Here is a 23,309-nt window from a genome sequence, read left to right as displayed (position 1 = left end):
ACGGAAGTTGCCGGAGGTGTGGAAGAACTTCTTCGGCACGATCGGCGCCCGCAGCGTCACGTCGGACAGCGGCAGCCGCTCCCCGCTCTCCGACACCTTCCCCTCGCGCTCGAAGTACTCGCGCGTCGAACCGGTTTCCAGCGGCAGCACCAGCCGCTCTTCCAGTTCCAGCCTGCCGACCCGTCCGTCGTCGAAGGTGATCAGCTTCATAGGAGTCCCTACCAGTTTTCAGCTAGTGAAACTTGAATTCGCTAAGTGAACGTAGATTGAGTATTGGCCGACTGCTATGTACTGTCAAGGCCCTCACCTGCGAAAACGCGCAGCTGGAGGGCCAAAGTGGCGTAGTAGCCGACCAGTGTCGTCAGCTCGAACAGGCCCCGTTCGTCCACCGCGGCCACGGCGTCGGCATACTCCTCGTCGCTCAGTGCGCCGTGCCGCAGCAGCGCGTGAGTCGCGCGCAGGACGGCCCGCTCGCCGGCATCGGCGAGCTCCGGGGCCGTTCCGGCGCGCAGTGCGGTCACCTCCGGCTCGGTCAGCCCGGCCGCTCGGCCTGCGGCCTCGTGGGCCTCGCGCTCGAAGGTGCTGTTCCAGTGGGCGGCCACGGCGAGTATCGCCAGCTCCCGTACCCGGCCGCTCAGCACGGAGCGGTAGCGCACGGCCGCGCCAACGGCCTGGATGGCGAGTCCCACCGGCGGACTGAGCAGCATCGCGTTGAACGGACCGCGCAGCCGCCCCTCCGAGTCGGTCAGCGCGAAGGCCTGAGGCCCCGTCGCCCGGGGGCCGCCGGTGATGGCCCGGTAGACCTGCATCTGTTCCTCGTCCAGATGTCCGGGCAGCAGTCCGGCCAGTCGCGCTCCCATGCTTCCTCCTCGGCCCTTGGTTGTCAGGCACGGAACCCTTGCGTGATATCGGCTTCCGTACAATGAAAGCGACCGTGCCCGTCAGACATACGCCCGTGCAGAAAGCGAGCTCCGAGTGCCGCCGCGAGACGACCCCGCCACTCTGCCCGTCGGCGGCTCCGCGCCGAAGCGCACCTACCACGTCGAGGCGCTGGCCAAGGGGCTGCGGATCCTCGGACTGTTCACCGAGCAGCGGACGTCGATGAAGCTCACCGACATGGCCGCCGAGACCGGCGTACCGCTGCCGACCGCGTTTCGCATGGCCGCCACCCTGGTCACCGAGGGCTTCCTGGAGCAGCTGCCAGACGGCGCCTACCGCCCCGCCCCGAAGGTGCTCACACTCGGCTTCTCGGCCTTGCGCGGCATGGACCTGGTGGAGTTGGCCGACGGGCCGCTGCGCCGGCTCGCCGCGGCGACCGGCCAGACGGTGAACCTCGGCACCCTTTCCGACGACCGCGTGCTGTACCTGATCCGGCTGCGCAACAACGACCTGGTGACCGCCAACATCCAGGTCGGCTCCCGGTTGCCCGCGGTCGGCACGTCCATCGGCAAGGTGCTGCTGGCCGGTCTGGACGAGGCGGAGCTGGAGCAGCGCCTGAGTGAAGCGTCCTTCGCCGGGACCGCCGGCCCCAACGCGCTGCGGTCGCTCGCCGAGCTGCGGCCCGCCCTGGCCGAGATCCGCAAGCAGGGCTGGGCGGTACAGGACGAGGAACTCGCCTACGGCCTGCGCTCGGTGGCCGCCCCCGTGCGTGACGCCTCCGGGTCGGTGATCGCCGCCGTCAACGTGGCCGTCCCGGCGATGGAGTTCCCGGTCAGCCGTCTGCACGACGACCTGCGCCCGCCGCTGCTGGACGCCTGCCAGGAGATCACGCGGCTGCTTGGCGGCAGCTGAGAGTCGCCGGTTCATACGAGGGTGCGGCCGCCGTCCACGTACAGCACCTGCCCGGTGACGAACGACGCCCGTCGTGAGGCGAGGAAGAGCACCGCGCCGACCACGTCCTCCGGCGTACCCAGGCGCCCGGCCGGGACCAGGCCGACCATCTCCTCGCGCATCCCCGGCCGGTCCAGGTACTGCCTGGTCAGCTCGGTCTCCGTGTAGCCCGGCGCGACCGCGTTGACGGTCACGTCGTCGGCGGCCCACTCCCGGGCCATCACCTTCATCATCTGGTCCAGGCCGCCCTTGGTCGCCGCGTAGGGGGCGTGGTGCTTGTGGGCGAGCCGGGAGGAGACAGAGGAGAAGTACACGATGCTGCCGCCGCCGGTCTCGCGCATCAGGCGCCCCGCGGACCGCCCGGCATAGAACGCGCTCGACAGGTTGAGCTGCAGGATCCGCTCCCACACCTCGTCCGGGGTTTCCACCACCGGGCGGCGGTCGTTCGTACCAACCGCGTGCACCAGCACATCGAGCCCGCCCAGCACATCGGCGACGGCGGTCACGACCTCCTCGCAGGCCTCGGAGGTCGTCACATCGGCCTGGAACACGCGCACATCGGTGTCCGAGAGTGCCGGCTCGTCCCGTAGTGCCTTCAGCTTCGCCTCGTCCGCGTCCACCACGGCCACTCGTGCTCCGGTATCTGCCAGACCACGGGCGCAGGCCGCACCCAGCCCGCCGGCCCCCATGACCAGCGCCCGGCGGCCTTCCAACCCCAACCAGCCCATAAGCCCTCGTCTTTCACTCTACAAAAGCTGCTTTCAACTCTGGGGACCATAACTGCGGCCCCGGCCGATGTCCATGGGTTCCGGCCCCTTGACGCCGTCCGGCCGCAGTGCTTCGGTATCTTCCGAAGGGAACAAGTTACTTTCGTTGAGTAAAAGTCCAAGGGCATGTGTGAGGTCACACCCTGGGCACCGCCGAACGCACCGGCATGCGGGTGTGGGTGTTCAACGACGACCACTTCCCCGGCGACCGTGCGGGCGAGTTCATCGTCAGGGGCGGTACCGTCGGCTCCCGCACCTACGCTCCGCGCCCCGACCTGCGCCTGAGGGCCCTGTGGCGGTCGACGACCGTGGTCGAGGGCCCCGCCCGGTCGACCTGCGCCGCACCACGGGCGTCGGCGTCGAGGCCGGACACCTGGTCGCCGACGCCGGGGCGCGGGCCGGAACCGCCGTACCGATGTTCACTCACCCGCGCGGCCGGGACACGGGGAAGCGGACCGCTGCCTCCCATACGCTCCCCGTTGAGGCTGCCCGCCCCTACCGCCGCCCGGTCAGCGGATACGGTTGGTACCTCGCTACGACGATGGGGGCAGGGACTCACCAGTGGCACAACTCTGGCTGCGCGACGGCCTGGACCCGGACGCCCCGGAAGCGGTCGTGGTCGCCGTGCTGATCGATCCGGCAGGAACACCCCAGGAACGGGCTGTGGGTGCCTTGTTCTCGTGCGCGTACGAGGGCGAGGACTGTTTCCTGCTCGTACGCACGGATGGCTGGGCCGAGCGCCGGCTGCGGGGAGATGTCCTGACCGTGGACGTCGTCGTCCACCCGGCGCTGCTCAAGAGGCTGGAGATCGATGCGGCGGGCTTCCCCGAACGCTCGTCTGCCGACCCGGACGCGGTCCGGCTGCTGCGGGTCAGCACCCGGGTCGATCCCCGTCAGTACGAGCAAGCGCCCGCTGCGACGGTCGTGTTGACGGCCCCGGCCGAGGCGACGCCTGAGCAGATCGTGGCCGGCCTGCAGGCCCGGGACGACTGGCCGCTGATTATGGCCCCACCGCCGCGTCCGGCGCCGATGCAGGGGTAGGGGACAGGGGACCACGCGGCCGGGCGTCGTCTCGTCAGGCGCCGCGCGTCATCGTGAGCCGGTGGCCGCCAGTGTCGCGGTGATGGGTACGAGTGCGGCGATCAGCTCGTCGAGTGCGGCGGGGGACAGGACCTTGTACGGCGCGGCGGTGAGTTCGTCGGTCAACGCTTCGACGCGTTGCTGCGTCGCGCGGCCGGCGTCGGTGAAGTGGCCGTCGGCGTAGACGATGCCGCGCTCGCGCAAGCCGTTCATGACCTCGGCCAGTGGCTCCTTCGGTGGGTGATGGATGCGCACGAACGTCTCGGGCGGGTGGATGCCCTGCGCCGGCGCGGACAGCACATGGGCCTCCGTGCCGCCGATGCGGGAGCAGACGAGCGCGGCGATGTGCCCCTCGCAGCGGTGCTCGCGCAGCATGGTCGCGGAGTGCCACAGCAGGGCGACCGGGTCGCTCGGCACCGGAAGGGAGGGCATGCCGGCGTACATCAGGCGGCCTTCCACGGGCGCGCTCGTCGCGGCTTTGTGGGCAGGTCGGCGGCGTGCGCCAGGCCCGGGGAAGCGGCCACCTCAGCGCCGAGGATCCGCCGCAGGGAGGCCGCGCCGGCCCGCTCGCGTGCGGCGACGGACGCCTCCCGCGGTATCTCTCCCAGGCGCTGGGGATGTACCGCGCGGCCTCCCCGTCGGCGAAGCTGTAGAAGGCCGCGTGGACGACCTGCGCCGGCACCCGCCCCGGCGGCGCGGCCCGGCGGCGAAGTAGCCGTCCCAATAGGTGCGGTGGCCCAGCGCGGCCAGCTCCGGGTTGTACTCGTCGGCGAAAAAGGTGACCAGGCAGACCGGCGCCAGGAGCCCGTACATCCGGCGGGCGGGAGGCGTCATGAACTCCATCATGCCGTCGCCCGGAGTTCGCCTCTCAAGAACACGTCACCCGGCGGCGGAGACAGTCCCCCCGGCCGGTGCCTGGGTCACCGGGCCTGCGCGGCTTTGGCGGAGTCCTGACACGCTTCCTGAGGCAGAACACCCGGGCCGCGTCGTCAGGCCGGGCTTTCCTGGCCGAGCGATGGCTCGGCGGCGCCGACGGGGACACCCAGCCGGTCGGCCACCTCAGTGGCCGCGCCCAGCGGCAGGGCCCCCGAGCGGTTGCGTGCGCGTCGTCCCGGGGCACGTCCCGGTTGACGATCAGGACCGGCTTCCCGGGCCGGGCGGCCTGCCGGGCGAAGCGCAGGCCGGACATCACGGTCAGCGACGACCCCAGCACCAGCAGCGAGGCGGCCGTACGCACAGCTCGCGGCGGTGCTCGACCCGCCCCGGCGGCGCGGCCTCGTCGAAGAACACCACGTCGGGTTTGAGGATGCCGCTGCAGTCCGCGCAGTCGACCGTGCGGAAGTCACCGACGTGCGCGTCGGTCAGGTCGGCTTTATCGTCCGGGTTGATCCCGGCCGCCCGCGGCTGGGGGAACCCGGGATTCGTCTCTTCCAGTCGGTTGGCGAGTGCGTGGCGCGGAGTGCGGGCGCCGCACGCCAGGCACACGAGCCGGTTCAGGCTCCCGTGGGGTTGGACGACGTCTTCGTTACCGGCCGCTTGGTGCAAGCCGTCGACGTTCTGGGTGATCACCCCGGGCAGCAGTCCGTGTCGCTGGAAGGCGACCACCGCCTGGTGCCCGGCGTTCGGGCGGGCGCGGCCGAAGGTACGGCAGCCGAAATGGCTGCGCGCCCAGTACCGGCGCCGTGCCTGGGCGCTGCTGGGGAAGGTCTGGTAGGCCATCGGTGTGTGCCGGCTCAGGCTGCCGCCGTCACCCCGGTAGTCGGGGATGCCGACTCCCTGGAGATACCCGCCCCGCTGACGTCCAGCACGGCCGGTGCGCCGCACGTCGCAGACGGGTCCCGGGTCGGTGATGCCCGCGGGAAGGTCATCGGTGGGGGTCCAGCTCAGGGTGGGACGCATGCGCATACGGAAAGAGTGCGGAACGCCGTAACGGACGCTTCCCTGCGCAGGTGGGGACAGGGCGGGCACCGGGTCAGCGCTGCGTGCCCGATGCGTCGCCGGTGCTCTCCTCGGCCACCTCGCGGGCGAGGGCCGCCAGGTCCGCGTCGGTCAGCAGCCGGGATTCCCGCGCCATGGCGGCGCGGGCCCGGCGCAGGATCTCGTCGACCTGCTCCACCGTGGTGTCGACAGCCAATGCGCTCAGCTTGTCGGCCAGCGTGTAGGGGCCGCTGTCCGGCGTGAAGGGGATCTTGCGCGCGTTGCCTACCAGGGTCGGTTCCAGGCAGTTGTGCAGCAGCGGGTCGACCGTGGTCTCCTGGGTGATGAGGTCCAGGCCGCCCCAGGAGAAGGCGCTGGTGCCGGTCACCGGGTGGTTCCACGCGAGCTGATAGCCCGTCAGTTCCTCACCTGCGCGGGCCAGTTCGGTGAGCCGCTCGGTTCGCAGTCCACTGCGGACCCCGTACAGCGCCTCGAAGGCCATCGCGGTGGCGGCCAGGTCGGCGTTGCCGGGGCCGCCGCAGTAGCCGTTGACCGACAGTTCTACGACGTCGGCGCCCGCCCGCACGGCACTGACCGCGCAGGCGACGGCCAGTCCGAAGGTGTTGTGCGGGTGCAGCCCCACCTCCACGTCCGGGGCCAGCTCCTTGGTGCGGGTGACCAGGTGGGCGTAGGCCTCCGGGCTCATCGCTCCGGGGCCGTCGAACAGCGTCAGTTCGCCGGCCCCCGCTTCCGTCAGTGCGGCGACCGACTCCTCAAGGATCTCGTCGGTGAGGTAGGAGACCATCAGCATCGGGACCACGGCGTCCAGCCCGCGGGTGCGGGCGTGCTCGATCAGGGGTGTCGCGCGGGCCAGGACGCCGGCGCGTCCGCGGGGCGTGTCTGGGCCGCGCCAGTCCTCGCCCCGCCACGCCTGCTGGTAGACGGCGGGGTTGTAGATGAGGGAGGCTTCGCCAAAGCCCTGCACCCAGATCTGCACCGCGTCGTAGCCCGCGTCGGCGGCACGGTCGATGTCCGTGGTGCTGCGGGGCAGGGGCAGCAACGCCCGGCAGTCGGGGTTCTCGCCCTTGATCAGTTCGACCTCGGCGCGGAGCGTCTTGTCGTCCCGCCCGGCGAGACCGGCGGTGACCACCTCGCGGACGCCTGCGCCGACGAGCCGGCGCAGGTAGGCCGCCTTCGCCTCGCTGGAGGCGACGACTCCGGGCAGCGTCTCCACGGACCTGAGCGTGGCGTCGCGCAGCCGCACCGATGCGGGCATCGCTCCGCGCACCTCGGGGCGGCGGGTGAGCGGACTCACCGACCAGCGGCCCGGTTCGTACGCTCCCGGCACGCGCTTGCCGGCCAGTTCCGCGCGGAAGCGGGCGATCTCCTCGGGGGTGAAGACGGCCGGCTTGTCCATGGATGCCTCCGGGAACGTACGACAGCGGTAGGACGGGGGTCATTCAAGCACTCCGCCCCATTGCTGTCGACACTAAGGCGTATGCAACGGGGCATCGCCCGGATTTGAGGGCTCGGGTGTTTACTTTCTGTCGACACTAGGTGAGACTATCGACGGCCGGACACTCCGGAAGCGTCCGCTCCGGAACGCGCCCCTGGCTTTCCCGCCCGCCGTCAGGCGTCCCGCGCCGCACTCACCCGCGCTCGCGGGACCGTGCGTGTGCTGGTCGATCCATGTCCGCCCGCACCGGTGCCGCCTCGCGCACCGCGCCGGGCTCGAACCCGAGGAGATCCCCGTGACACAGGACGCGCCCTCAGCACGGCCCGGTCGTCTGGCCGGGCGGGTCGCCGTCGTCAGCGGGGCCGGCAGCGTCGGCCCCGGCTGGGGCAACGGCCGCGCCACCGCCGTCATCTTCGCCCGCGAAGGCGCCACCGTGTACCTGACCGACCGGGACGCGGACGCCCTGGAGGTCACCGCGGAACGCATCCGCCAGGAGGGGGGAACCGTCCACACCCACCTGCTCGACGTCACCGAACCGGACGCCGTCGAGGCGTACTTCTGCCAGACCGAAGCCCGGGCGGGACGCATCGACATCCTGGTCAACAACGTCGGCGGGTCCCGCCCGGGCGGCGCCGCCGAGCTGTCCCCGGAGGACTTCGACAGCCAGCTGCGCACCAACCTCACCAGCGCCTTCCTCGCCTGCAAGTACGTTGTGCCGGTCATGCGGCGCGCCGGCGGGGGCTCGATCGTCAACACCGCCTCGGCGTCCGGGCTGCGCTGGACGGGCGCCGCGCAGGTGGGCTACGCGGCGGCCAAGGCCGCGGTCATCCAGCTCTCCCGGGTGACGGCCGTGCAGTACGCGCCCGACGGCATCCGCGTGAACACCGTTGTGCCCGGGCAGTTGCACACGCCGATGGTGGAGGCACGCCTGGCCCACCAGCGGGCCGGCGGCGACGTGCGGAAGCTGCTGGCCCAGCGGCAGGCCCGCATCCCGCTCGGGTTCATGGGCGACGGCCGGGACACGGCGTATGCGGCGCTCTTCCTGGCGTCCGACGAGGCCCGGTTCGTCACCGGCACCGAGATCGTCGTCGACGGCGGAATGACGGCGCGCTGTGACTGAGCCCGCCGTCCGCGCGGTGCACCCGGCGCCCTCGCCGGGCTGCCCGCCTCCGCATCCCGCCCCGCGCAGACCGGGCCTGGTGCTGCCGCCCGGCAGCTGTGACGCGCACTGCCACATCCTCGGCCCCGCCGCGGTCTTCCCCTATGTCCCCGAGCGGACCTTCACGCCGATCGACGCTCCCAAGGAGCAGGTCGCGGCCCTTCACGCGCACCTCGGCCTGTCCCGGGCGGTCGTCGTGCAGTCGTCGTGCAACGGCTCCGACCACCGCACGCTGTTGGACGCCCTGGCAGCCGGTGGGGGCCGGCTGCGCGGGATCGCCCTGGTCGGGGAGCGCACCACTCGGGCGGAGATAGAGGAGCTGCACCGTGCCGGCGTGCGCGGCTTCCGGCTCAACTTCCTGCCGCATCTGCGCGCCGCGCCCACCCGCGAGGAGATCGACTCCGTGCTGGAGCGCGTCGACGGCCTCGGCTGGGTGGCCGAGCTCCACCTCACCGGCCCGGAGGTCGCCCGGTACGAGCCGCTCATCCGCTCCCTGCCGGGCCGGGTGGTGATCGACCACCTCGCGCGGATCGACCTCGCGGACGGCGAACACGGCCAAGCCCTGCGCTGTCTGCGCTCGCTGCTCGACACCGGGGACGTCTGGCTGAAGGTCAGCGGCGTGGACCGGGTCTCGCGGCAGGGGCCGCCGTACGCGGACGCCGTGGCGCTGGCCGCGTCGTTCGTGGCGCAGGCGCCGCACCGGGTGGTGTGGGGCACCGACTATCCGCACGTCAACATCGTCGGTTCCGCGCCGGACGACGGACTGCTGGTGGACCTGCTCGGCGACATCGCCCCAGACCCCGGCGACCTGCGCCGCCTGATGGTCGACAACCCCGCCGACCTCTTCGACTTCCCGCCCGTACCGCAGACGGAGGAGACATGACGGTGTTCGACGGGGCCTTCCTCGTGCGAGGCGCCCCCGGCTATGAGAAGGCCCGGCTCGGCGCGGTGTGGAACGCGCGCAAGCCGGACCGCCACCCCGATGCCATCCTCGTCGCCGCGGGTGACCGAGACGTGCAGGAGGGAGTGCGCTGGGCGGCGGGCCGTGGGCTGCCGGTCTCGGTGCGCTCCGGCGGGCACAGCTGGATCGGCAACGGCGTCCGCGACGGCGGACTGCTGATCGACCTGTCCGCCCTGGACGAGATCGTCATCGATGTCCCCGCCCGGCGGGCCAGTGTCCGCCCAGCGGTCCAGGGCGCGCGCCTCAACGCGCTGCTGGCCGCCGAAGGGCTCGTCTTCCCCAGCGGTCACTGCCCGTCGGTGGGGGTGGGCGGCTTCCTGATTGGCGGCGGCTACGGCTGGAACTCCCGGGCGCTGGGCCCCGCCTGCTTCAGCGTTGAGGCGGTCGATGTGGTGCTCGCCGACGGCACCCTGGCGCACGCCACCGACGAGAGCCATCCCGACCTGATGTGGGCCGTGCGCGGCGCAGGACCCGGCTTCTTCGCCGTGGTGACGCGTTTTCACCTGCGGGTGTATCCGGCGTACGAGAGGATCCTGCGCAGCGCCTACGTCTTCCCGTACGATCTGCGTGACGAGGTGCTGGCCTGGTCCTACGAGGCCGTGCCGAAGCTGTCGACGTCGCTGGAGCTGTCGGCGAAGGTGGCCTTCACCCCCGGCGTGTCACGGCCCACCACCATGATCACCGCGGCCGCGTTCTGCACCCCGCGGCAGGGCCCGGAGATGCTGGAACCGCTGGAGAACGCCCCCTTCCTGCACCACGCCCTGCGCAGGGTCGAACGGGTGCCGTCCACACTGGACGACCTCTACGCGCTCTCCGACGCGCTGACCCCCGCGGGCAGGCGCTACGCCGTGGACGGGGTGTGGACCGACGCGCCCGTGGACGCGGTGCTCGACGCCGGCCGCGGCATCCTGGACGGGCTGCCGGGCCGGGACAGCTTCCTGCTGTGGATGCTCTGGGGCGGCCAGGCCACCCGGGACGACGCCTGCTGGTCCACCCAGGGACACCTGTACTTCTCCCCGAACGCCGTGTGGGACGACCCCGCCGACGACCTGCGGCACGAGCGATGGGCCCACGAGGTGCTGCGGGACATGGCACCGGTCGCGCACGGCACCCAGTTCGCCGACGCCAATCCCGCCGACCGGCCCGACCACGGCCTTCAGCCGCGGCAGGCCGCGCGCCTGGAGGAACTGCGGCGCCGCTACGACCCCCACGGTCTGCTGCGCACGTATCTCTCGCCCGCAGAGTCGACCACGGCCCTGGCCGCCTGGAGGCGCCAGGTAGACCTCCTTTAGTGTCGACAGAAATCCGAAAAAACCGTCACGCCGACCCTTGACCGTTATTTTCTGTCGACAGTACCGTTCGGAATGTCTGCACCACCCAAGGAGCCACACGTGTCCAGGTCGTCCGATCCTCATCCTGCCCCGTCCCCGCGCGGGCGTGTCATCCGTCGTGGCGATGCGAGCTATGAGCAGGCCCGCCTCGACGCCGTGTGGAACGCGCGCAAGCCGGACCGCTTCCCCGACGTGATCGTCGTCGCCGAGGACGAGCGGGACGTCGTGGCGGCCCTACGACTGGCCAGAGCCGAGGGACTGCGCCTCTCGGTCCGCTCCGGCGGCCACAGCTGGGTCGGCAACGGCGTGCGCGACGGCGGACTGCTCGTCGACCTCTCCCGCCTCCAGGACGTCACCGTCGACCCCGGCCGCCGCACCGCCGCCGTCCAGCCCTCGGCCAAGGGACCCGCCATCCAGCGGGCGCTCGCCCCGCACGGGCTGTTCTTCCCGACCGGCCACGCCCCCACCGTCGGCATCGGCGGGTTCATCCTCGGCGGCGGCTACGGCTGGAACTCCCGGCACCTGGGACCGGCCTGCCTGAGCATCCGCGCGATCGACGTCGTCCTCGCCGACGGCACCCTTGTGCACGCCACCGACGAGACCCACCCCGACCTGCTGTGGGCGGCCCGCGGCAGCGGCCCCGGCTTCTTCGGCATCGTCACCCGCTTCCACCTCGGCCTGCACGATCGCCCCACCGAGATCCGCCGGACGGTGCACAGCTACCCCCTCGCCCTGCGCGACGAGGTCCTCGCCTGGTCCTACGACCTGCTGGAGCGGCTGCCCACCACCGTGGAGTTCTCCGCCAAGGTCGGTTTCACCCCCGGCCTGGGTATCCCGGCCGTCTCCCTGACCGCCACCGCCTTCTGCACCCCCGAGCACGGGCCCGAGGCCCTCGCGCCCCTGGAGGAGGCGCCCTTCCGCGACCGTGCACTGCGCGCCACGGTCGCCGAACCGACCACCATCGAGGAGCTCTACGACATCGCCGACCGCCTCAACCCCGAGGGCCTGCGCTGGGCCGTGGACGGGGTGTGGGCAGACGGCCGTGCCCAGGACATCCTCGACGCCGCCCGGCCCGTGCTGGACACCATCCCCGGCGCCACCAGCTTCGTGCTGTGGATGCTGTGGGGCCACCACCCCGAGCACCCCGACGCCTGCTGGTCCACGCAGGCCAAGGCCTACCTCTCGCCCAACGCCGGCTGGGGCGACCCGGCCGAGGACCTGCGGCACGAGAAGTGGGCGCACGGCTCGCTGCGCGCCGTGCAGCACCTGTCCAAGGGCCTGCAGTTCTCCGACAACAACCTCGCCGACCGGTTCGATCTCGGCCTCAGCCCCGAGAGCGCCGAACGGCTGGAGAAGATCCGCGGCGACTACGACCCCGACGGGGTCTTCCGCACCTACATGACCCCGGCCGAGTCCACCACCGCCTACGCGCGCGCCGGCCGCCCGTGACGCCGTAACGACACCTCGCCCGCGCACCGCGCCCCTGTTCACCGAGAGCCGCACCCGCCCGTGGGACCGCAACCACGGGCCGCCGTCACCGTGCAAAGGAGCACACCCTCATGCCGACGCGCACGCACACCACGATCAGTAGGAGAAACCCCTTCGGCCGCCTGGCCATCGGCCTGGTGACGCTCGCCGTCACCGCCCCGGTCGCCGCCTGCGGCTCGGGCGCCTCCGCCTCCGCCGACGGCGATGGATCGGCGAAGATCACCGTGCTTCGCTCCAACGGCGCACTGTTCGAGCCGCTGTACATTGCCCAGCAGCAGGGCTACTTCAAGGCCGCCGGCCTCGATGTCACCATCAAGGCGGGCGCCCAGGACACCTCGCAGAACGCCCCCTCCGTGCTCAACGGCGAGGCCCAGTTCGCGATGACCGACAGTTCCGGCTTCCTCAAGGGTGCCGCCAAGAACATGCCGATCCGGATCGCCACCGGCCTGGAGTCCGCCACCACCAGGACCGACCCCACCGACGGGCTGCTGGTGACGAAGGACAGCCCCATCACGTCCTTCTCCGACCTTCAGGGCAAGACCGTCGGCCTGTCCGCGCTCGGCGGCACCATCCAGTTCATCGTCGAGTACCTGGTCGAGAAGGACGGCGGCGACCCGTCCAAGGTCAAGTTCGTCGCCCTGCCCACCACCTCGCTGACCGACGCCGCCACCAGCGGCAAGACCGACGCCGTCTTCTCCTTCGGCGCCTTTTACGCGGCCGGCAAGCAGGCGGGTCTGCGCTCCGTCGGCAACGGCATGAACGACCTGCCCGGCATCACCCAGGGCGTGCTGTTCTCCACCCAGAAGTACCTGTCGGCGAACGCCGGCACGGCGAAGAGGTTCATCGACGCCGTCGCCCAGGCGATCACCTACGCCAACGCGCACCCCGACGCCGTCCGGGCGATCGACAAGAAGTACACCCAGCTGTCGGCCGACTACATCGACAAGGCGCAGGTCTCCTACTACGACAAGAACATCAACAAGACCGTCATGCGTACGGTTATCACCAAGATGCACCAGTACGGCCTGCTCAGCAGCGCCCCGAAGGACGACGCCATCTACTGGGACCAGGCTCCGACGGTCACCGCCGGCAGCTGACGACGGCAGAGGTACACCATGGCCATCTCCACCACGGGCCGACGTCCGGCCCCCGCGCGGGAACGCCCCGCGCGGCGCCCCCGCTCCGGGAGCCGGGGGCGTCGCACGCTCCTGCTGCTGCAGTTGTCCGCCGTCCTCGCCGTCCTGCTGCTGTGGGCGGTGGTGGCGGCGGCCGGACTGGTCAGCGCCACCGCGCTGCCCAGCCCGGCGGCGGTCTTCGCCCAGTTCCCCGACCTGTTCGCCGGCTCCGCCTACTGGCAGGCGGTCGGGGACACCCTCGACGGGGCGGTGACCGGCCTCGCCGCCGCCGCGGTGATCGGCATTCCCCTGGGCCTGGTCACCGGCACGTACGCGGCGGCCGAGCAGTCGACCCGGCTGCTCGTCGACGTCCTGCGCTCCTTCCCGGTCATCGCGCTGCTGCCGGTGTTCCTGCTGGTCCTGGGCTCCACACCGACGACGAAGACCACGGTCGTCTTCCTGGCCTGCGTCTTCCCCGTGTTCCTGCAAGCCCAGTACGGCGCCCGCTCGGTCACCCCGATGATCGCGGAGACCATGGACAGCTACCGGGTCCCCAGGCTGCTGCGCTTCCGCAAGGTGATCCTGCCCAGCGCCACGCCCTCGGTGATGACCGGGTTGCGGCTCGCGGCCACCAGCTCCGTCCTCGTGGCCATCGGCGTCGAGGTGCTCACCACGCTGCCGGGCATCGGCCACGAGGTCGTGCAGTCGCAGCAGGGCGGCGCGTCGGCACGGGCGTACGCCTACATCCTCACCGCGGGTGCGATCGGCTACTCGATCACCCTGCTGTCCCAGTTCGCCGAACGCCGACTGCTGCGCTGGCGCCCGCCGGCGCACACCGACTGAGCCGGGGGGCGCCATGACCAAGTCCCTGCTCAAGCAGTTGTGGCTGCCGGCGCTGTGCGTCGCCGTGCTGCTGGTGGCGACCGCGGGCAGCACCAGCTTCTACTTCCCGCCGGCCACCGACGTGCTCGCCACTCTGTGGCGGGAGCTCGCGCACGGCGGCCTCGTCGACGACCTGCTGTTCTCCCTGCGCAACATCCTGCTCGGACTGGCTCTCGCCACCGTCGTCGGCGTCGCCGCCGGCCTCGTCATAGGCGAGGTGGCACTGCTGCGGCAGGCGACCGGCCCGCTGCTGGACTTCGCGCGGGCCACCCCGACGGTGGCGTTCGTCCCCGTCATCATCCTCACCCTCGGCATCGGCTCGGGCCCCAAGGTCTTCCTCATCGCCCTCGGCTCGCTGTGGCCGATCCTGCTGAACACCGTCAGCGGCGTGCACGGCATCAACCCGGCCGTCCACGAGACCGTCTCCAGCTACCGCATCCCCTGGCGGCTGCGGCTGCTGAAGGTGGTCCTGCCCGGCGCCCTGCCGCAGATCCTCGCCGGCATCCGCGTCGCCCTGTCCATCGCGGTCGTCCTCATGGTCGTCAGCGAGATCTACGGCTCCCCGGTGGGCCTGGGCAACTTCATCCTGCAGAGCGGATCCAGCTTCGCCGTCCCCGAGACTTGGGCCGGCACCGTGCTGATCGGCATCCTCGGCTACGGCCTGAGCGTGCTGCTCCTCGCGGCCGAGCACCTCCTGCTGGGCTGGCACCAGCAGCGTCCGCCCCGCACCCGGCGAACCAAGCCCCAGCCCCGGAACGAGGTCACCACATGCAGCGACATCTGAAGACAGGCGGATCCAGCCTGGTGGTGGAGGACGTCTGTAAGACGTTCGGCCACGGCGCGGACGAACACCGGGTGATCGAGGGCCTGTCGCTGCGGGTCGACCCCGGCGAGTTCGTCTGCGTCGTCGGCCCGTCCGGAGCTGGCAAGACCACCCTGCTGCGCTGCCTGTCCGGTCTGCTGCGGCCCACCTCCGGCACCGTCCGCTACGGCGACGAACCGCTCACCCGGCCGCACGCCGACATCGCCGTGGTCTTCCAGGACTACCGAGGCTCCCTGCTGCCGTGGATGCGGGTGCGCGACAACGTGGCGTTTCCCCTGGAGGGCATGGGAGTCCGGCGCGCCGAGCGCAACCGGCGGGCTGAGGAGTGCCTGGAGGCCGTGGGCCTGTCCGGCGTCGGGGACAAGTACCCCTGGCAGCTGTCCGGCGGGATGCAGCAGCGCGTGGCCATCGCCCGCGGTCTCGCCTATGACGCCCCTGTGCTGCTGATGGACGAGCCCTTCGGCTCGGTCGACGCGCAGTCCCGCTTCGACCTGGAGGACCTCACCCTCTCGCTCCGCGCCGAACTGGGCATCACCGTCATCGTCGTCACTCACGACATCGACGAGGCCGTCTACCTCGGTGACCGCGTGGTCGTCCTGGGCGGCCGCCCGACCCGCGTCGTCGACAACCTCACTGTCGGCCTCGGCACCGGCCGCGACCAGATCACCACCCGCGCCGACCACCGCTTCACCAAGCTGCGCACCCGGGTCCTGACCCTAATCCGCGAGGCACCGGCGGCCGCCGAGGCGGCGCGGGCCGACCGGGGCCGGGAGACGACCGAACGGGCGGTGGGCTGAGCGATGACACGCTTCGACCACGTCGGCATCTCCGTCCCCGACCTGGAGGCCGCCACCGCCTGGTACCGCACCGCCCTCACGCTGACGGCAGCGCCGGTGTTCGCCGTCCCGGGCACCGACCTGCGCGGGGTGATGCTGCTGCACGACAGCGGCTACCGCATCGAACTGCTGCACCGCCCCTCCGCCCGGCCGGGCCCGGTCGCGGGCAGCCCGCAGGATGCGGCCGGCACCCACGGCTACGGGCACATGTGCCTGTGCGTCGACGACGTGGCCGCCGAGTTCGAACGGCTCGTCGCCGCCGGAGCCGGCGTCAGCATGCCACCGCGCCCGGCCCCGCGCCCGGGCGCCACCATGGCCTTCGTCACCGACCCGTACGGCAATCTCATCGAACTGCTGGACCGGGCCTGACACTTCGCTGAAGTGTCCCCGCGCCACGGGCCGGTCGACGCGATCATCAGGAGCGCACCATGAGCGACACCACCGTCTTCACCGGCGTCCACGTCTTCGACGGCACGGGACGCGACCCCTTCCCCGCCGAGGTCCTCGTCGAGGGCGAACGCATCACCGCCGTCGCCGCGCACCTGCCCGCCGCGCGCCGGGCCGGGGCGCGGGTGGTGGACGGCGGGGGCGGCACCCTCATCCCCGGCCTGGTCGACTCCCACACCCATCTCGGGTTCGGCTCCACCGTCGAACACCGCTCGCACCGCCGTGACGAGCCGGACGAGGAGAAGGCCCTGCTGGTGGCACACGCCGGCCGGGTCCTGCTGGACCACGGATTCACCAGCGCCTACTCCGGCGGCAACCGGCTGCCGCGCACCGAGACCGCCGCCCGCAAGGCGTTCGCCGAGGGCTGGATGCCCGGACCGCGCTTCAAGGCCGCCTCCTGGGAGGGCACCGCCGGCATGGTCGAGCCCGGCGTCTACGACTTCCCGGGCACCGACGGACGCGCCTCGGACCCGCGGTCGGTGAGCCGTTTCGTCGGCGAGATGGCCGACCTCGGCGTCGACATCGTCAAACTGTCGCTGTCCGGCGAGAGCGCGGTGGTACAGGGCACCTCCCGGATCGTGCAGTTCACGGAAGAGGAGGTCGCGGCAGCGGCGGTGGCCGCCCGCGAGCGCGGCGTCTGGCTGACCGCCCACGCGCACGCCGCCGAGTCGGTCAAGATGGCCGTACGACACGGCATCCGCGCCGTCTACCACTGCACCTTCGCCGACGAAGAGGCCCTCGACCTGCTGGAGGCCACCCGCGACCGGCTGTTCGTCGCGCCCACCCCCGGCATCATCCACGCCAACCTGCACGAGGCCGACAGTGAGCCCGAGCCCGGCATGGAGGTCGAGGCCACCGAGAAGGCGGTCCGCCAGGTGGTGCCCGAACTGGTCCGGCGCGGCGTGCGTGTCGTGCCCGGCGGCGACTACGGCTTCGCCTGGAACCCGGTCGGGCGCAACGCCCGCGACCTGGAGCTGTTCGTCGACTGGTTCGGCTTCACCCCGGCCGAGGCGCTGCGCTCCGCCACCGAGTACGGCGGCCAGGTGATGGGCATGGGCGACGAACTGGGCCTCGTCCGCGAGGGATACCTCGCCGACCTGGTCCTCGTCGACGGCGACCCGCTGGGAGACATCCGCATCCTGCAGGACCGCGACCGACTCCTGGCGATCATGAAGAACGGTTCGCTGCACAAGGCGCCGGCGTGAGCGCGGCACATGTGAACGCCTCCCGCACCGGCGCGCCCGCGCCGGGCGCCGTCGTTGCCGGCGGCGAGGTAGGCGGGGTCCGCGTCCGGGCGGGCGGCGCCGACGCACCCCGGGCGCGCACCGGCGTCGGGCGGCTGGTGGGGGAGTGGGACGGTCCCGTCGCCGTCTTCCGCGGCGTGCCCTTCGCCGAACCGCCGGTGGGCGACCTGCGCTGGCGACCGCCCCGGCGCGGCGTCCGGTGGGACGGGGAACGCCGCGCCGACACCTTCGCACCGGCGCCGCTGCAGCCGCAGCCGCCGACCGACTCCGTCATGTACCGCACCAACTTCGCCGACCGCCGTCCGCTGGTGATGAGTGAGGACTGCCTCTACCTCAACGTGTGGACCCCCGCCCCCGCGACGGGCACCGGACTGCCGGTCATGGTGTGGATCCACGGCGGCGGCAACCGCTACGGGCATGGCTCGCAGGACATCCACGACGGCCGCGCCATGGCCGGCCGGGGTCTGGTGGTCGTCACCCTCAACCACCGCCTCGGCGCCCTCGGCTTCCTCGCCCACCCCGGCCTGGCCGCCGAGGACGACCTCGGCGCCTGCGGCAACTACGGGCTCCTCGACATCGTCGCCGCCCTCACCTGGGTGCGCGAGAACATCGCGGCCTTCGGCGGCAACCCCGACCAGGTCACCCTGGCCGGCAACTCCGCGGGCGCCGCGCACATCTGCCATCTGATGGCCGCCCCCGCCGCCCGCCCCCTCTTTCGGGCCGCTCTCGGCCAGAGCGCCTCCGGCGTGGGCCGTGCCGAGGGACCGCTGCCCGGCCAGGGCGAGGCACTGCGGCGCGGCCTGGCGTATGCCGAGGACTTCGGCGGCCGGGACGTGGCGGCCCTGCGCCGGATCTCCGGCGTCGAACTCGTCGTCCGCGGCCACTTCGGGCCGGTCGTCGACGGCCGGGTGCTGACCGAACCGACCGACGACGTCTTCGCCGACGGCCGTCAGCACCGCGTGCCGCTGCTGGTGGGCACCAACCTCGACGAGGGCACGGTCTACGCCGCCGCGGGCGAGGACGCCGGGGCCGTCGGGGACGCCCGGTTCGTGGGCCCCGTCTGGCAGTGGGCGCTGTCACACGCCGCCACGGATGCGCCCACCTGGCTGTACCGGTTCGGCCGGCGGCCCCCGCTGCCGCCCGGACTGCCCGACCTGGGCGCCTACCACACGGCCGAACTGCCCTACGTCCTGGACAACCTCGACCGGCGGCCCGAGTGGCCGTGGCAGGACACCGACCGGCGGCTGGCCGCCCGGATGGCCGGCACCTGGGCGCGCTTCGTCGCCACCGGCGACCCCGGCGGCGGGGACCTGCCGCCCTGGCCGGGCTTCACCGGGCCCGACCGCTCACCCGTCATGTTCTTCGGCGACACCGTCCACCAGGACCTCCAGCGACGGCCCGCCCCGCTCACCCGTGGAAGGCAGGACTCCCGTGGCACGACTGCCGGACACTGATGGCGCCGGGGACATCGCGGACCGCATCCGCGCCCGGCGCGGCGGCACGCTGCGCCCCCTGGACCGGGTGCTGCTGCACAGCCCCGCGGTGGCGGACGGCTGGAACAGCCTGCTGGGTGCCGTACGACGGCGCATGACCCTCCCCGCCGACGTGCGCGAGCTGGTCGTCCTGCGGATCGCCGTGCGCAACCGGGCCCCCTACGAATGGGCCGCCCACGAGCCCGAGGCACGTGCCGCCGGCCTCACCGACCGGCACCTCGCCGCGCTGCGCGCCGACGACGTCACGGACCATCCCGACCTCGACGAACGACAGCGCCGCGTCCTGGCCTACACCGACGTCATGACCCGCGACGTCCATGTCCCCGCCGCCGTCTTCGACGCCCTGCGCGACCACTTCACCCCCGCCGAACTGGTCGAACTGACCGTCACGGTGGCGGCGTACAACATGGTCTCCCGCTTCCTGGTCGCGCTGGACGTCGAGCCGCCGGCCGCCACTGACACGGACGAGTGACCGCCGCCCCCGCACGCCTATCCCAGGAGGACCACGTGACCCATCCCCGCCCCGAGCCCCCGACGGCATCCGGCACCGGCCGGCTCGCCGGCAAGGTTGCCCTCGTCACCGGCGCCGGCGCCGGCATCGGACAAGGCTGCGCGCTGCTCTTCGCGGAGCAGGGCGCCATCGTGGTCGGCTGCGACATCGACCCGGCCGCCGCCGAGCGCACCCGAAAGCTCGCCGCGGACCGTGGACTCGCCGTCGAGGTGCTCGCCCCGCTGGACATGACCGAGCCCGCCGACGCCCGCCAATTCGCCGACGAGGCGTTCGCCCGGCACGGCCGCGTCGACGCCCTGGTCACCGCCGGCGCCATCGCGCCCCACATGGCCACCGCCGCCGAGATGGACTTCGACCGTCAGTGGACGCCGACGATGCGCGGCGAGACTGACGTCGTCTTCCTTCCGGTGCAGGCCGCCTGGCCGCATCTGCGGGCGTCGGGGGGCGGCTCGATCGTCAACTTCGCCTCCGTCAACGCCTTCCGAGGCAGCGGCACCTTCGGGATGGTCGCGCACTGCGCGGGCAAGGCCGCAGTGCTCGGGCTGACCCGTCAACTCGCGGTGGAAGGCGGGCCGTTGGGCATCCGCGCCAACACCATCTCACCGGGCATGGTGCGCACCCCGGCCACCGAGTCGGCGGGCGCCCACGAGGGCGCGGCGCAGCGGGCGCTGCTCGCGCGCATCCCGCTGGGGCGGGTGGGACGGCCCGAGGACATCGCCTGGTGCGCCGTCTACCTGGTCTCCGACGAGTCGGCGTGGGTGACCGGCGGGAACTTCCCCGTGGACGGCGGAGTGCTCGCCAAGTAGGGACACCGCGCGGTCAGTTCGCGGGGCGGCGCCTGCGTGCCGTCTTGCGGCTGCCCGCCGCGTCCTGCTCGATCTGCTCCTCCACGGCCCGCAGCGCCCGCACGGTCGCGCCCGCGATCAGGGCTGAGGCGAGTTCGCCGTCCCGCTCCTCGCAGGCCTGGATCAGCCGCTCCTGGTCGTCCACGCTGTAGGCCAGCCGTCCCGGGCGGGTCAGGCTCAGGTGGCGCAGCATCAGGGTGCGCAGGGCGAGCGAGTCCAGGATCTGTTTGAGGGTGCTGTTGCCGACGATCTCGGTCATCCGCTCCTGCAGCAGCACATGGCTCCAGAAGTACGCATCCACGTCCCCGGCGTCCGCCAGCTTGCGCATCGACTCCACCCGGGTGCGCAGCTCGGCCAGCTGCTCGTCGGTGGCCCGCTCGACCAGCAGGCCCGCGAGCATCGACAGCAGTTGCCGGCGCACCTGGTAGATGTCGCGGATGTCGGCGAGGGAGGGCGCGGCGACCCGGGGCCGACGGCGCGCCTTCATCTCGACCAGGCCCTCCTGCTCCAGCAGCATCAGGGCCTCGCGTACGGGCGTGCGGCTGGTGTCGAAGCGGCGGGAGAGCTCGACGCTGTTGAGGTCCTGGCCGGGCTCCAGGCGGCCCTCGATGATGCCGGAGCCGACCCACTCCGCGATCTGCGCCACCAGCGGCTCGCGCCGGTCGCGCAGGCGCAGCAGCCGATCCAGCACGAGGTGTGTGTCCTGATCCGACATGCGCCGCGTCCCTCTGCTTTCCGTGCGGTCCCGGTCTCGGAATGGCCGAACGCTGTCGACACTACCGCAAGTGAAGCAGGGCCTCTGCCCTGTCCGGGCGTTGCCTGTCGACACCCTGCGGTGCGGGCGGGATGCCCACGGCCCCCGGGAGGCAGTCGCTTCCCGGGGGCCGGTTCAGACCGTCTCAGGCCACTGTCAGGGTGAGCGCGCCCGTGTAGGAGCGGCCCGCCTGGAGGGTGGTGGGTGTGCCGTCGACCGTGAAGGTGACGGTCTTGCCGCGAGGGGCCTTGACCGCGGCGTCGGCGGCCAGGGTCAGTGCGCTGAGGTGGGACGTGCCGGTGACCGTCCAGGTGGAGCCGCTGCCCAGGGTCACGATCACGCCGTTGTTGACGACCGGGCCCGGGGTGTTGGTGACCTCGCTGATCTGCCGGTACTGGGCCATGGTGATGGTGGAGACGCGGTGCTTCGTGGTCGTTGCGGAGATGACGCCCCGCACGGTGGATCGGGTGAAGTCGAGGACGAGGTTCTGTCCCTGCAGGCCGGCGTTGCCGCCGCCGCGGACGGCGTTGTAGAAGTCGCCGGTCAGTTCGATGTCGGTGAAGGCGGCGGTCGCGTCGGTGGACTGGGGGCTGGTGGTGACCCAGGTCGAGGACTTGGCGGCGGAGCCGGTGGGCTCCGTGTAGGTGCCGATCATCTCCGTCTTCCAGGGCTTGCCGGTGACGGAGACGCTGCTGGGCCGGTCGGTGTCCATCAGCTGGAAGATGACGCCGTTGCCCGGGTTGAGGGTGGCGCCCCGGGAGCCGTCGACGGTGACCTTGCCGGCGACCGCCTTGCACACGAAGGTGGTCTCCCCGGTGGTGACGCGGGTGCCGCCGTCGATGGTGACCGAGCCCGCCGCGTACCACATGACCATGAAACGGCCGGCGTCGATGATGGTCGGGCGTACCGGCAGCCTGTTCAACTCCACCTGGGTGAGGCCGAGTTCGAGCGACTCGTTGAGTGCCGCCACGGCGTCCTTGGTGCTGTCGCCGTAGTGGGCGGAGGCGCCCCAGTGGATGAGGGCGTAGTCGCCGACGTCGAAGGTGCAGCCGAGGAAGTGCTCGGTGACGTTGCCGATGGCGTAACTGCCGTAGCCCTGGCCGCCGGTGTTGGCGATGCGGCTGTTGATCGCGGTGAGCGTGCAGTTGCTGCCGCCGTCGACGGACAGCGCGCCCCAGGTCTCCGAGGAGATGGAGGAGTTGATGTACGACGCCCGGGTGGATGCGCCAAGCAGGTTCGTGGCCCGGACGTTGCCGGAGATGCCCAGCATCCACGGCACGGTGATCATGTAGCGGGTGTCGCCCGTGCCGGTCTCGGGGTACTCGGCGGGCACGTGGCTGCCGTTGGCGCAGTGGATCGTGGAGTTCTTGACGACGACGTTGGCGGTGGCGTCGGCGATGATGGCGGTGCGCACCACGCCCTCGTTCTTGATGACGGCGCCGTCCAGCACGAGGCGGGTGCCCGCGCCGGTGCCGACGACGGAGGCGCCGTAGCCGATGAAGTCGCAGCGTCCGTTGCCGTCGAAGGCGATCCGGGGGCGGGTGAGGGTGTAGGAGCCGCCGCCGGTGACGTACACGCCGTTGAAGGCCTCGCCGTTGGAGAGCAGGGTGATGTCCTTGGCGCCGGTGTCGGTGACGGTGCCGCCGCGGACGTCGGAGGGGACCGACCTGCTCTCATCGACTCCGTCGGCGTCGACGTAGAGGGCCTGGCGGAAGGGGAAGGTGAGGTCGCTGTAGGTGACGTCGTTCGAGGCGGCGACATCGAGGACGATCTTGCCGCGGTAGGTGCCGGCGGCGATGGCGGTGGCCAGACCGCCGTAGCCGTCGGTGAGGGCGCTGAGCGTGGCGCCGGTCTCGACGCCGTTGACGGTGAGGGTGAGGCGATGGCCGTCCGGGGCGGCGATGACACCGCCCTCCTCGATGGTGAGCCTGCTCAGCGTGGTGGTCTCGGTGAGTTCGAGGGTCTCGCCGGAGGAGACGGTGAGGGACGTGCCGCTCCGGGTGGAGTGTGCCGCGGCCGGGGTGGCCAACGCGGGGGCCGTCGCGAGGCCGGCGATCGCCACGAGGAGAGCGCGGGGGCGGGCCCGGTAGGTGACGTCCTGCTCCAGGATGGATGTCCCCGCCGGACGCTTCGCTCCTGTGCTGCTTCTGCGTACCACTGTCAACTCCCTTGTCTACCAGTGCATTCGGGCATGGCCGGTCCTCGCCGGCGCAGCGGACGGCGACGGCGAAGACGACGGGCGAACCCATGGAGAAGGCCTGCAGGCGAGGTTCGACGATGACGGTACTGTCGACACTTGCTTGCCTACAAGGGGTCTGACGCCAATGCACAGCCAAGTTCTGGCGACACTAAGGGAGGTGGTGGCCGGTC

At 71.9% G+C, this 23,309-nt stretch carries 19 protein-coding genes and 4 pseudogenes; 15 read left to right on the top strand and 8 right to left on the bottom strand.

Annotation, left to right across the window (positions count from 1 at the left end):
- Positions 1–210: pseudogene (locus tag ACYF6T_RS41975) on the bottom strand (fumarylacetoacetate hydrolase family protein); the annotation flags it as partial.
- A gap of 74 nt (positions 211–284) precedes the next feature.
- On the bottom strand, positions 285–860 hold the full coding sequence (locus ACYF6T_RS41970) for a carboxymuconolactone decarboxylase family protein (protein WP_461703235.1): 576 nt from the start codon (positions 858–860) through the stop codon (positions 285–287).
- 115 nt (positions 861–975) lie between these two features.
- Between ACYF6T_RS41970 and ACYF6T_RS41965 the strand changes: the two genes are divergently transcribed.
- The gene (locus tag ACYF6T_RS41965) at positions 976–1,791 is read left to right on the top strand and encodes an IclR family transcriptional regulator (RefSeq protein ID WP_461703234.1); all 816 of its coding nucleotides are present in this window, start codon (positions 976–978) and stop codon (positions 1,789–1,791) included.
- Between the two features lie 11 nt (positions 1,792–1,802).
- Here the strand turns inward: ACYF6T_RS41965 and ACYF6T_RS41960 are convergent, their stop codons facing one another.
- Positions 1,803–2,558, bottom strand: a complete 756-nt coding sequence (locus ACYF6T_RS41960; protein WP_461703233.1) for an SDR family NAD(P)-dependent oxidoreductase — start codon at positions 2,556–2,558, stop codon at positions 1,803–1,805.
- Positions 2,559–3,158: 600 nt separating this feature from the next.
- Here ACYF6T_RS41960 and ACYF6T_RS41955 point away from each other — a divergent pair.
- Entirely contained in the window at positions 3,159–3,638 is a 480-nt protein-coding gene (locus tag ACYF6T_RS41955; protein WP_461703232.1) for a hypothetical protein, read from the top strand.
- Between the two features lie 48 nt (positions 3,639–3,686).
- On the opposite strand, the pseudogene ACYF6T_RS41950 reads toward ACYF6T_RS41955, so the two are convergent.
- The 3 genes and pseudogenes from ACYF6T_RS41950 to ACYF6T_RS41940 all read right to left on the bottom strand — a co-directional run.
- Positions 3,687–4,151: pseudogene (locus tag ACYF6T_RS41950) on the bottom strand (SCO6745 family protein); the annotation flags it as partial.
- A 515-nt stretch (positions 4,152–4,666) separates the two neighbouring features.
- A pseudogene (locus ACYF6T_RS41945) lies at positions 4,667–5,582 on the bottom strand (Sir2 family NAD-dependent protein deacetylase).
- 67 nt (positions 5,583–5,649) lie between these two features.
- Complete coding sequence (locus ACYF6T_RS41940) at positions 5,650–7,011, bottom strand: hypothetical protein (RefSeq protein ID WP_461703231.1); 1,362 nt, start codon at positions 7,009–7,011, stop codon at positions 5,650–5,652.
- A 334-nt stretch (positions 7,012–7,345) separates the two neighbouring features.
- On the opposite strand from ACYF6T_RS41940, the gene ACYF6T_RS41935 reads away from it, so the two are divergent.
- The 13 genes and pseudogenes from ACYF6T_RS41935 to ACYF6T_RS41875 all read left to right on the top strand — a co-directional run bounded on the left by ACYF6T_RS41935 (position 7,346) and on the right by ACYF6T_RS41875 (position 20,146).
- Positions 7,346–8,170, top strand: coding sequence for an SDR family NAD(P)-dependent oxidoreductase (locus ACYF6T_RS41935; protein ID WP_461703230.1), 825 nt, complete (start codon positions 7,346–7,348; stop codon positions 8,168–8,170).
- A complete protein-coding gene (locus ACYF6T_RS41930) occupies positions 8,163–9,092 on the top strand; it encodes an amidohydrolase family protein (protein WP_461703229.1) in 930 nt (309 codons plus the stop codon). The genes ACYF6T_RS41935 and ACYF6T_RS41930 overlap by 8 nt, the downstream gene beginning before the upstream one ends.
- Positions 9,089–10,462: an FAD-binding oxidoreductase gene (locus ACYF6T_RS41925; protein ID WP_461703228.1), complete on the top strand. Its 1,374-nt coding sequence runs from the start codon at positions 9,089–9,091 to the stop codon at positions 10,460–10,462. The genes ACYF6T_RS41930 and ACYF6T_RS41925 overlap by 4 nt, the downstream gene beginning before the upstream one ends.
- Before the next feature lie 99 nt (positions 10,463–10,561).
- Entirely contained in the window at positions 10,562–11,950 is a 1,389-nt protein-coding gene (locus ACYF6T_RS41920) for an FAD-binding oxidoreductase (protein WP_461703227.1), read from the top strand.
- Between the two features lie 110 nt (positions 11,951–12,060).
- The gene (locus ACYF6T_RS41915) at positions 12,061–13,086 is read left to right on the top strand and encodes an ABC transporter substrate-binding protein (protein ID WP_461703226.1); all 1,026 of its coding nucleotides are present in this window, start codon (positions 12,061–12,063) and stop codon (positions 13,084–13,086) included.
- A gap of 18 nt (positions 13,087–13,104) precedes the next feature.
- The gene (locus ACYF6T_RS41910; protein WP_461703225.1) at positions 13,105–13,947 is read left to right on the top strand and encodes an ABC transporter permease; all 843 of its coding nucleotides are present in this window, start codon (positions 13,105–13,107) and stop codon (positions 13,945–13,947) included.
- Positions 13,948–13,960: 13 nt separating this feature from the next.
- Complete coding sequence (locus ACYF6T_RS41905; RefSeq protein WP_461703224.1) at positions 13,961–14,770, top strand: ABC transporter permease; 810 nt, start codon at positions 13,961–13,963, stop codon at positions 14,768–14,770.
- 86 nt (positions 14,771–14,856) lie between these two features.
- Positions 14,857–15,606, top strand: a pseudogene (locus ACYF6T_RS41900) (ABC transporter ATP-binding protein); the annotation flags it as partial.
- A gap of 3 nt (positions 15,607–15,609) precedes the next feature.
- Complete coding sequence (locus ACYF6T_RS41895; protein WP_461703223.1) at positions 15,610–16,014, top strand: VOC family protein; 405 nt, start codon at positions 15,610–15,612, stop codon at positions 16,012–16,014.
- A gap of 59 nt (positions 16,015–16,073) precedes the next feature.
- Positions 16,074–17,297 carry an amidohydrolase family protein gene (locus ACYF6T_RS41890; protein WP_461703222.1) on the top strand — a complete coding sequence of 408 codons (1,224 nt, stop codon included), beginning with the start codon at positions 16,074–16,076 and terminating at the stop codon, positions 17,295–17,297.
- A complete protein-coding gene (locus ACYF6T_RS41885; protein WP_461703221.1) occupies positions 17,294–18,790 on the top strand; it encodes a carboxylesterase/lipase family protein in 1,497 nt (498 codons plus the stop codon). Before ACYF6T_RS41890 ends, ACYF6T_RS41885 begins: the two co-directional genes overlap by 4 nt.
- A complete protein-coding gene (locus ACYF6T_RS41880) occupies positions 18,768–19,301 on the top strand; it encodes a carboxymuconolactone decarboxylase family protein (RefSeq protein WP_461703220.1) in 534 nt (177 codons plus the stop codon). Before ACYF6T_RS41885 ends, ACYF6T_RS41880 begins: the two co-directional genes overlap by 23 nt.
- Before the next feature lie 35 nt (positions 19,302–19,336).
- Positions 19,337–20,146, top strand: a complete 810-nt coding sequence (locus ACYF6T_RS41875) for an SDR family NAD(P)-dependent oxidoreductase (RefSeq protein WP_461703219.1) — start codon at positions 19,337–19,339, stop codon at positions 20,144–20,146.
- 13 nt (positions 20,147–20,159) lie between these two features.
- Here the strand turns inward: ACYF6T_RS41875 and ACYF6T_RS41870 are convergent, their stop codons facing one another.
- Together ACYF6T_RS41870 and ACYF6T_RS41865 are read right to left on the bottom strand one after the other, a co-directional pair.
- Complete coding sequence (locus tag ACYF6T_RS41870; RefSeq protein ID WP_461703218.1) at positions 20,160–20,900, bottom strand: GntR family transcriptional regulator; 741 nt, start codon at positions 20,898–20,900, stop codon at positions 20,160–20,162.
- 184 nt (positions 20,901–21,084) lie between these two features.
- Positions 21,085–23,097: a hypothetical protein gene (locus tag ACYF6T_RS41865; RefSeq protein ID WP_461703217.1), complete on the bottom strand. Its 2,013-nt coding sequence runs from the start codon at positions 23,095–23,097 to the stop codon at positions 21,085–21,087.
- Positions 23,098–23,309: the final 212 nt, after the last annotated feature.

The sequence above is a fragment of the Streptomyces sp. 7R007 genome (assembly GCF_054850255.1).
Note: the sequence above shows the minus strand (reverse complement) of the source record. Positions and strands in the feature narration are given on the sequence as shown.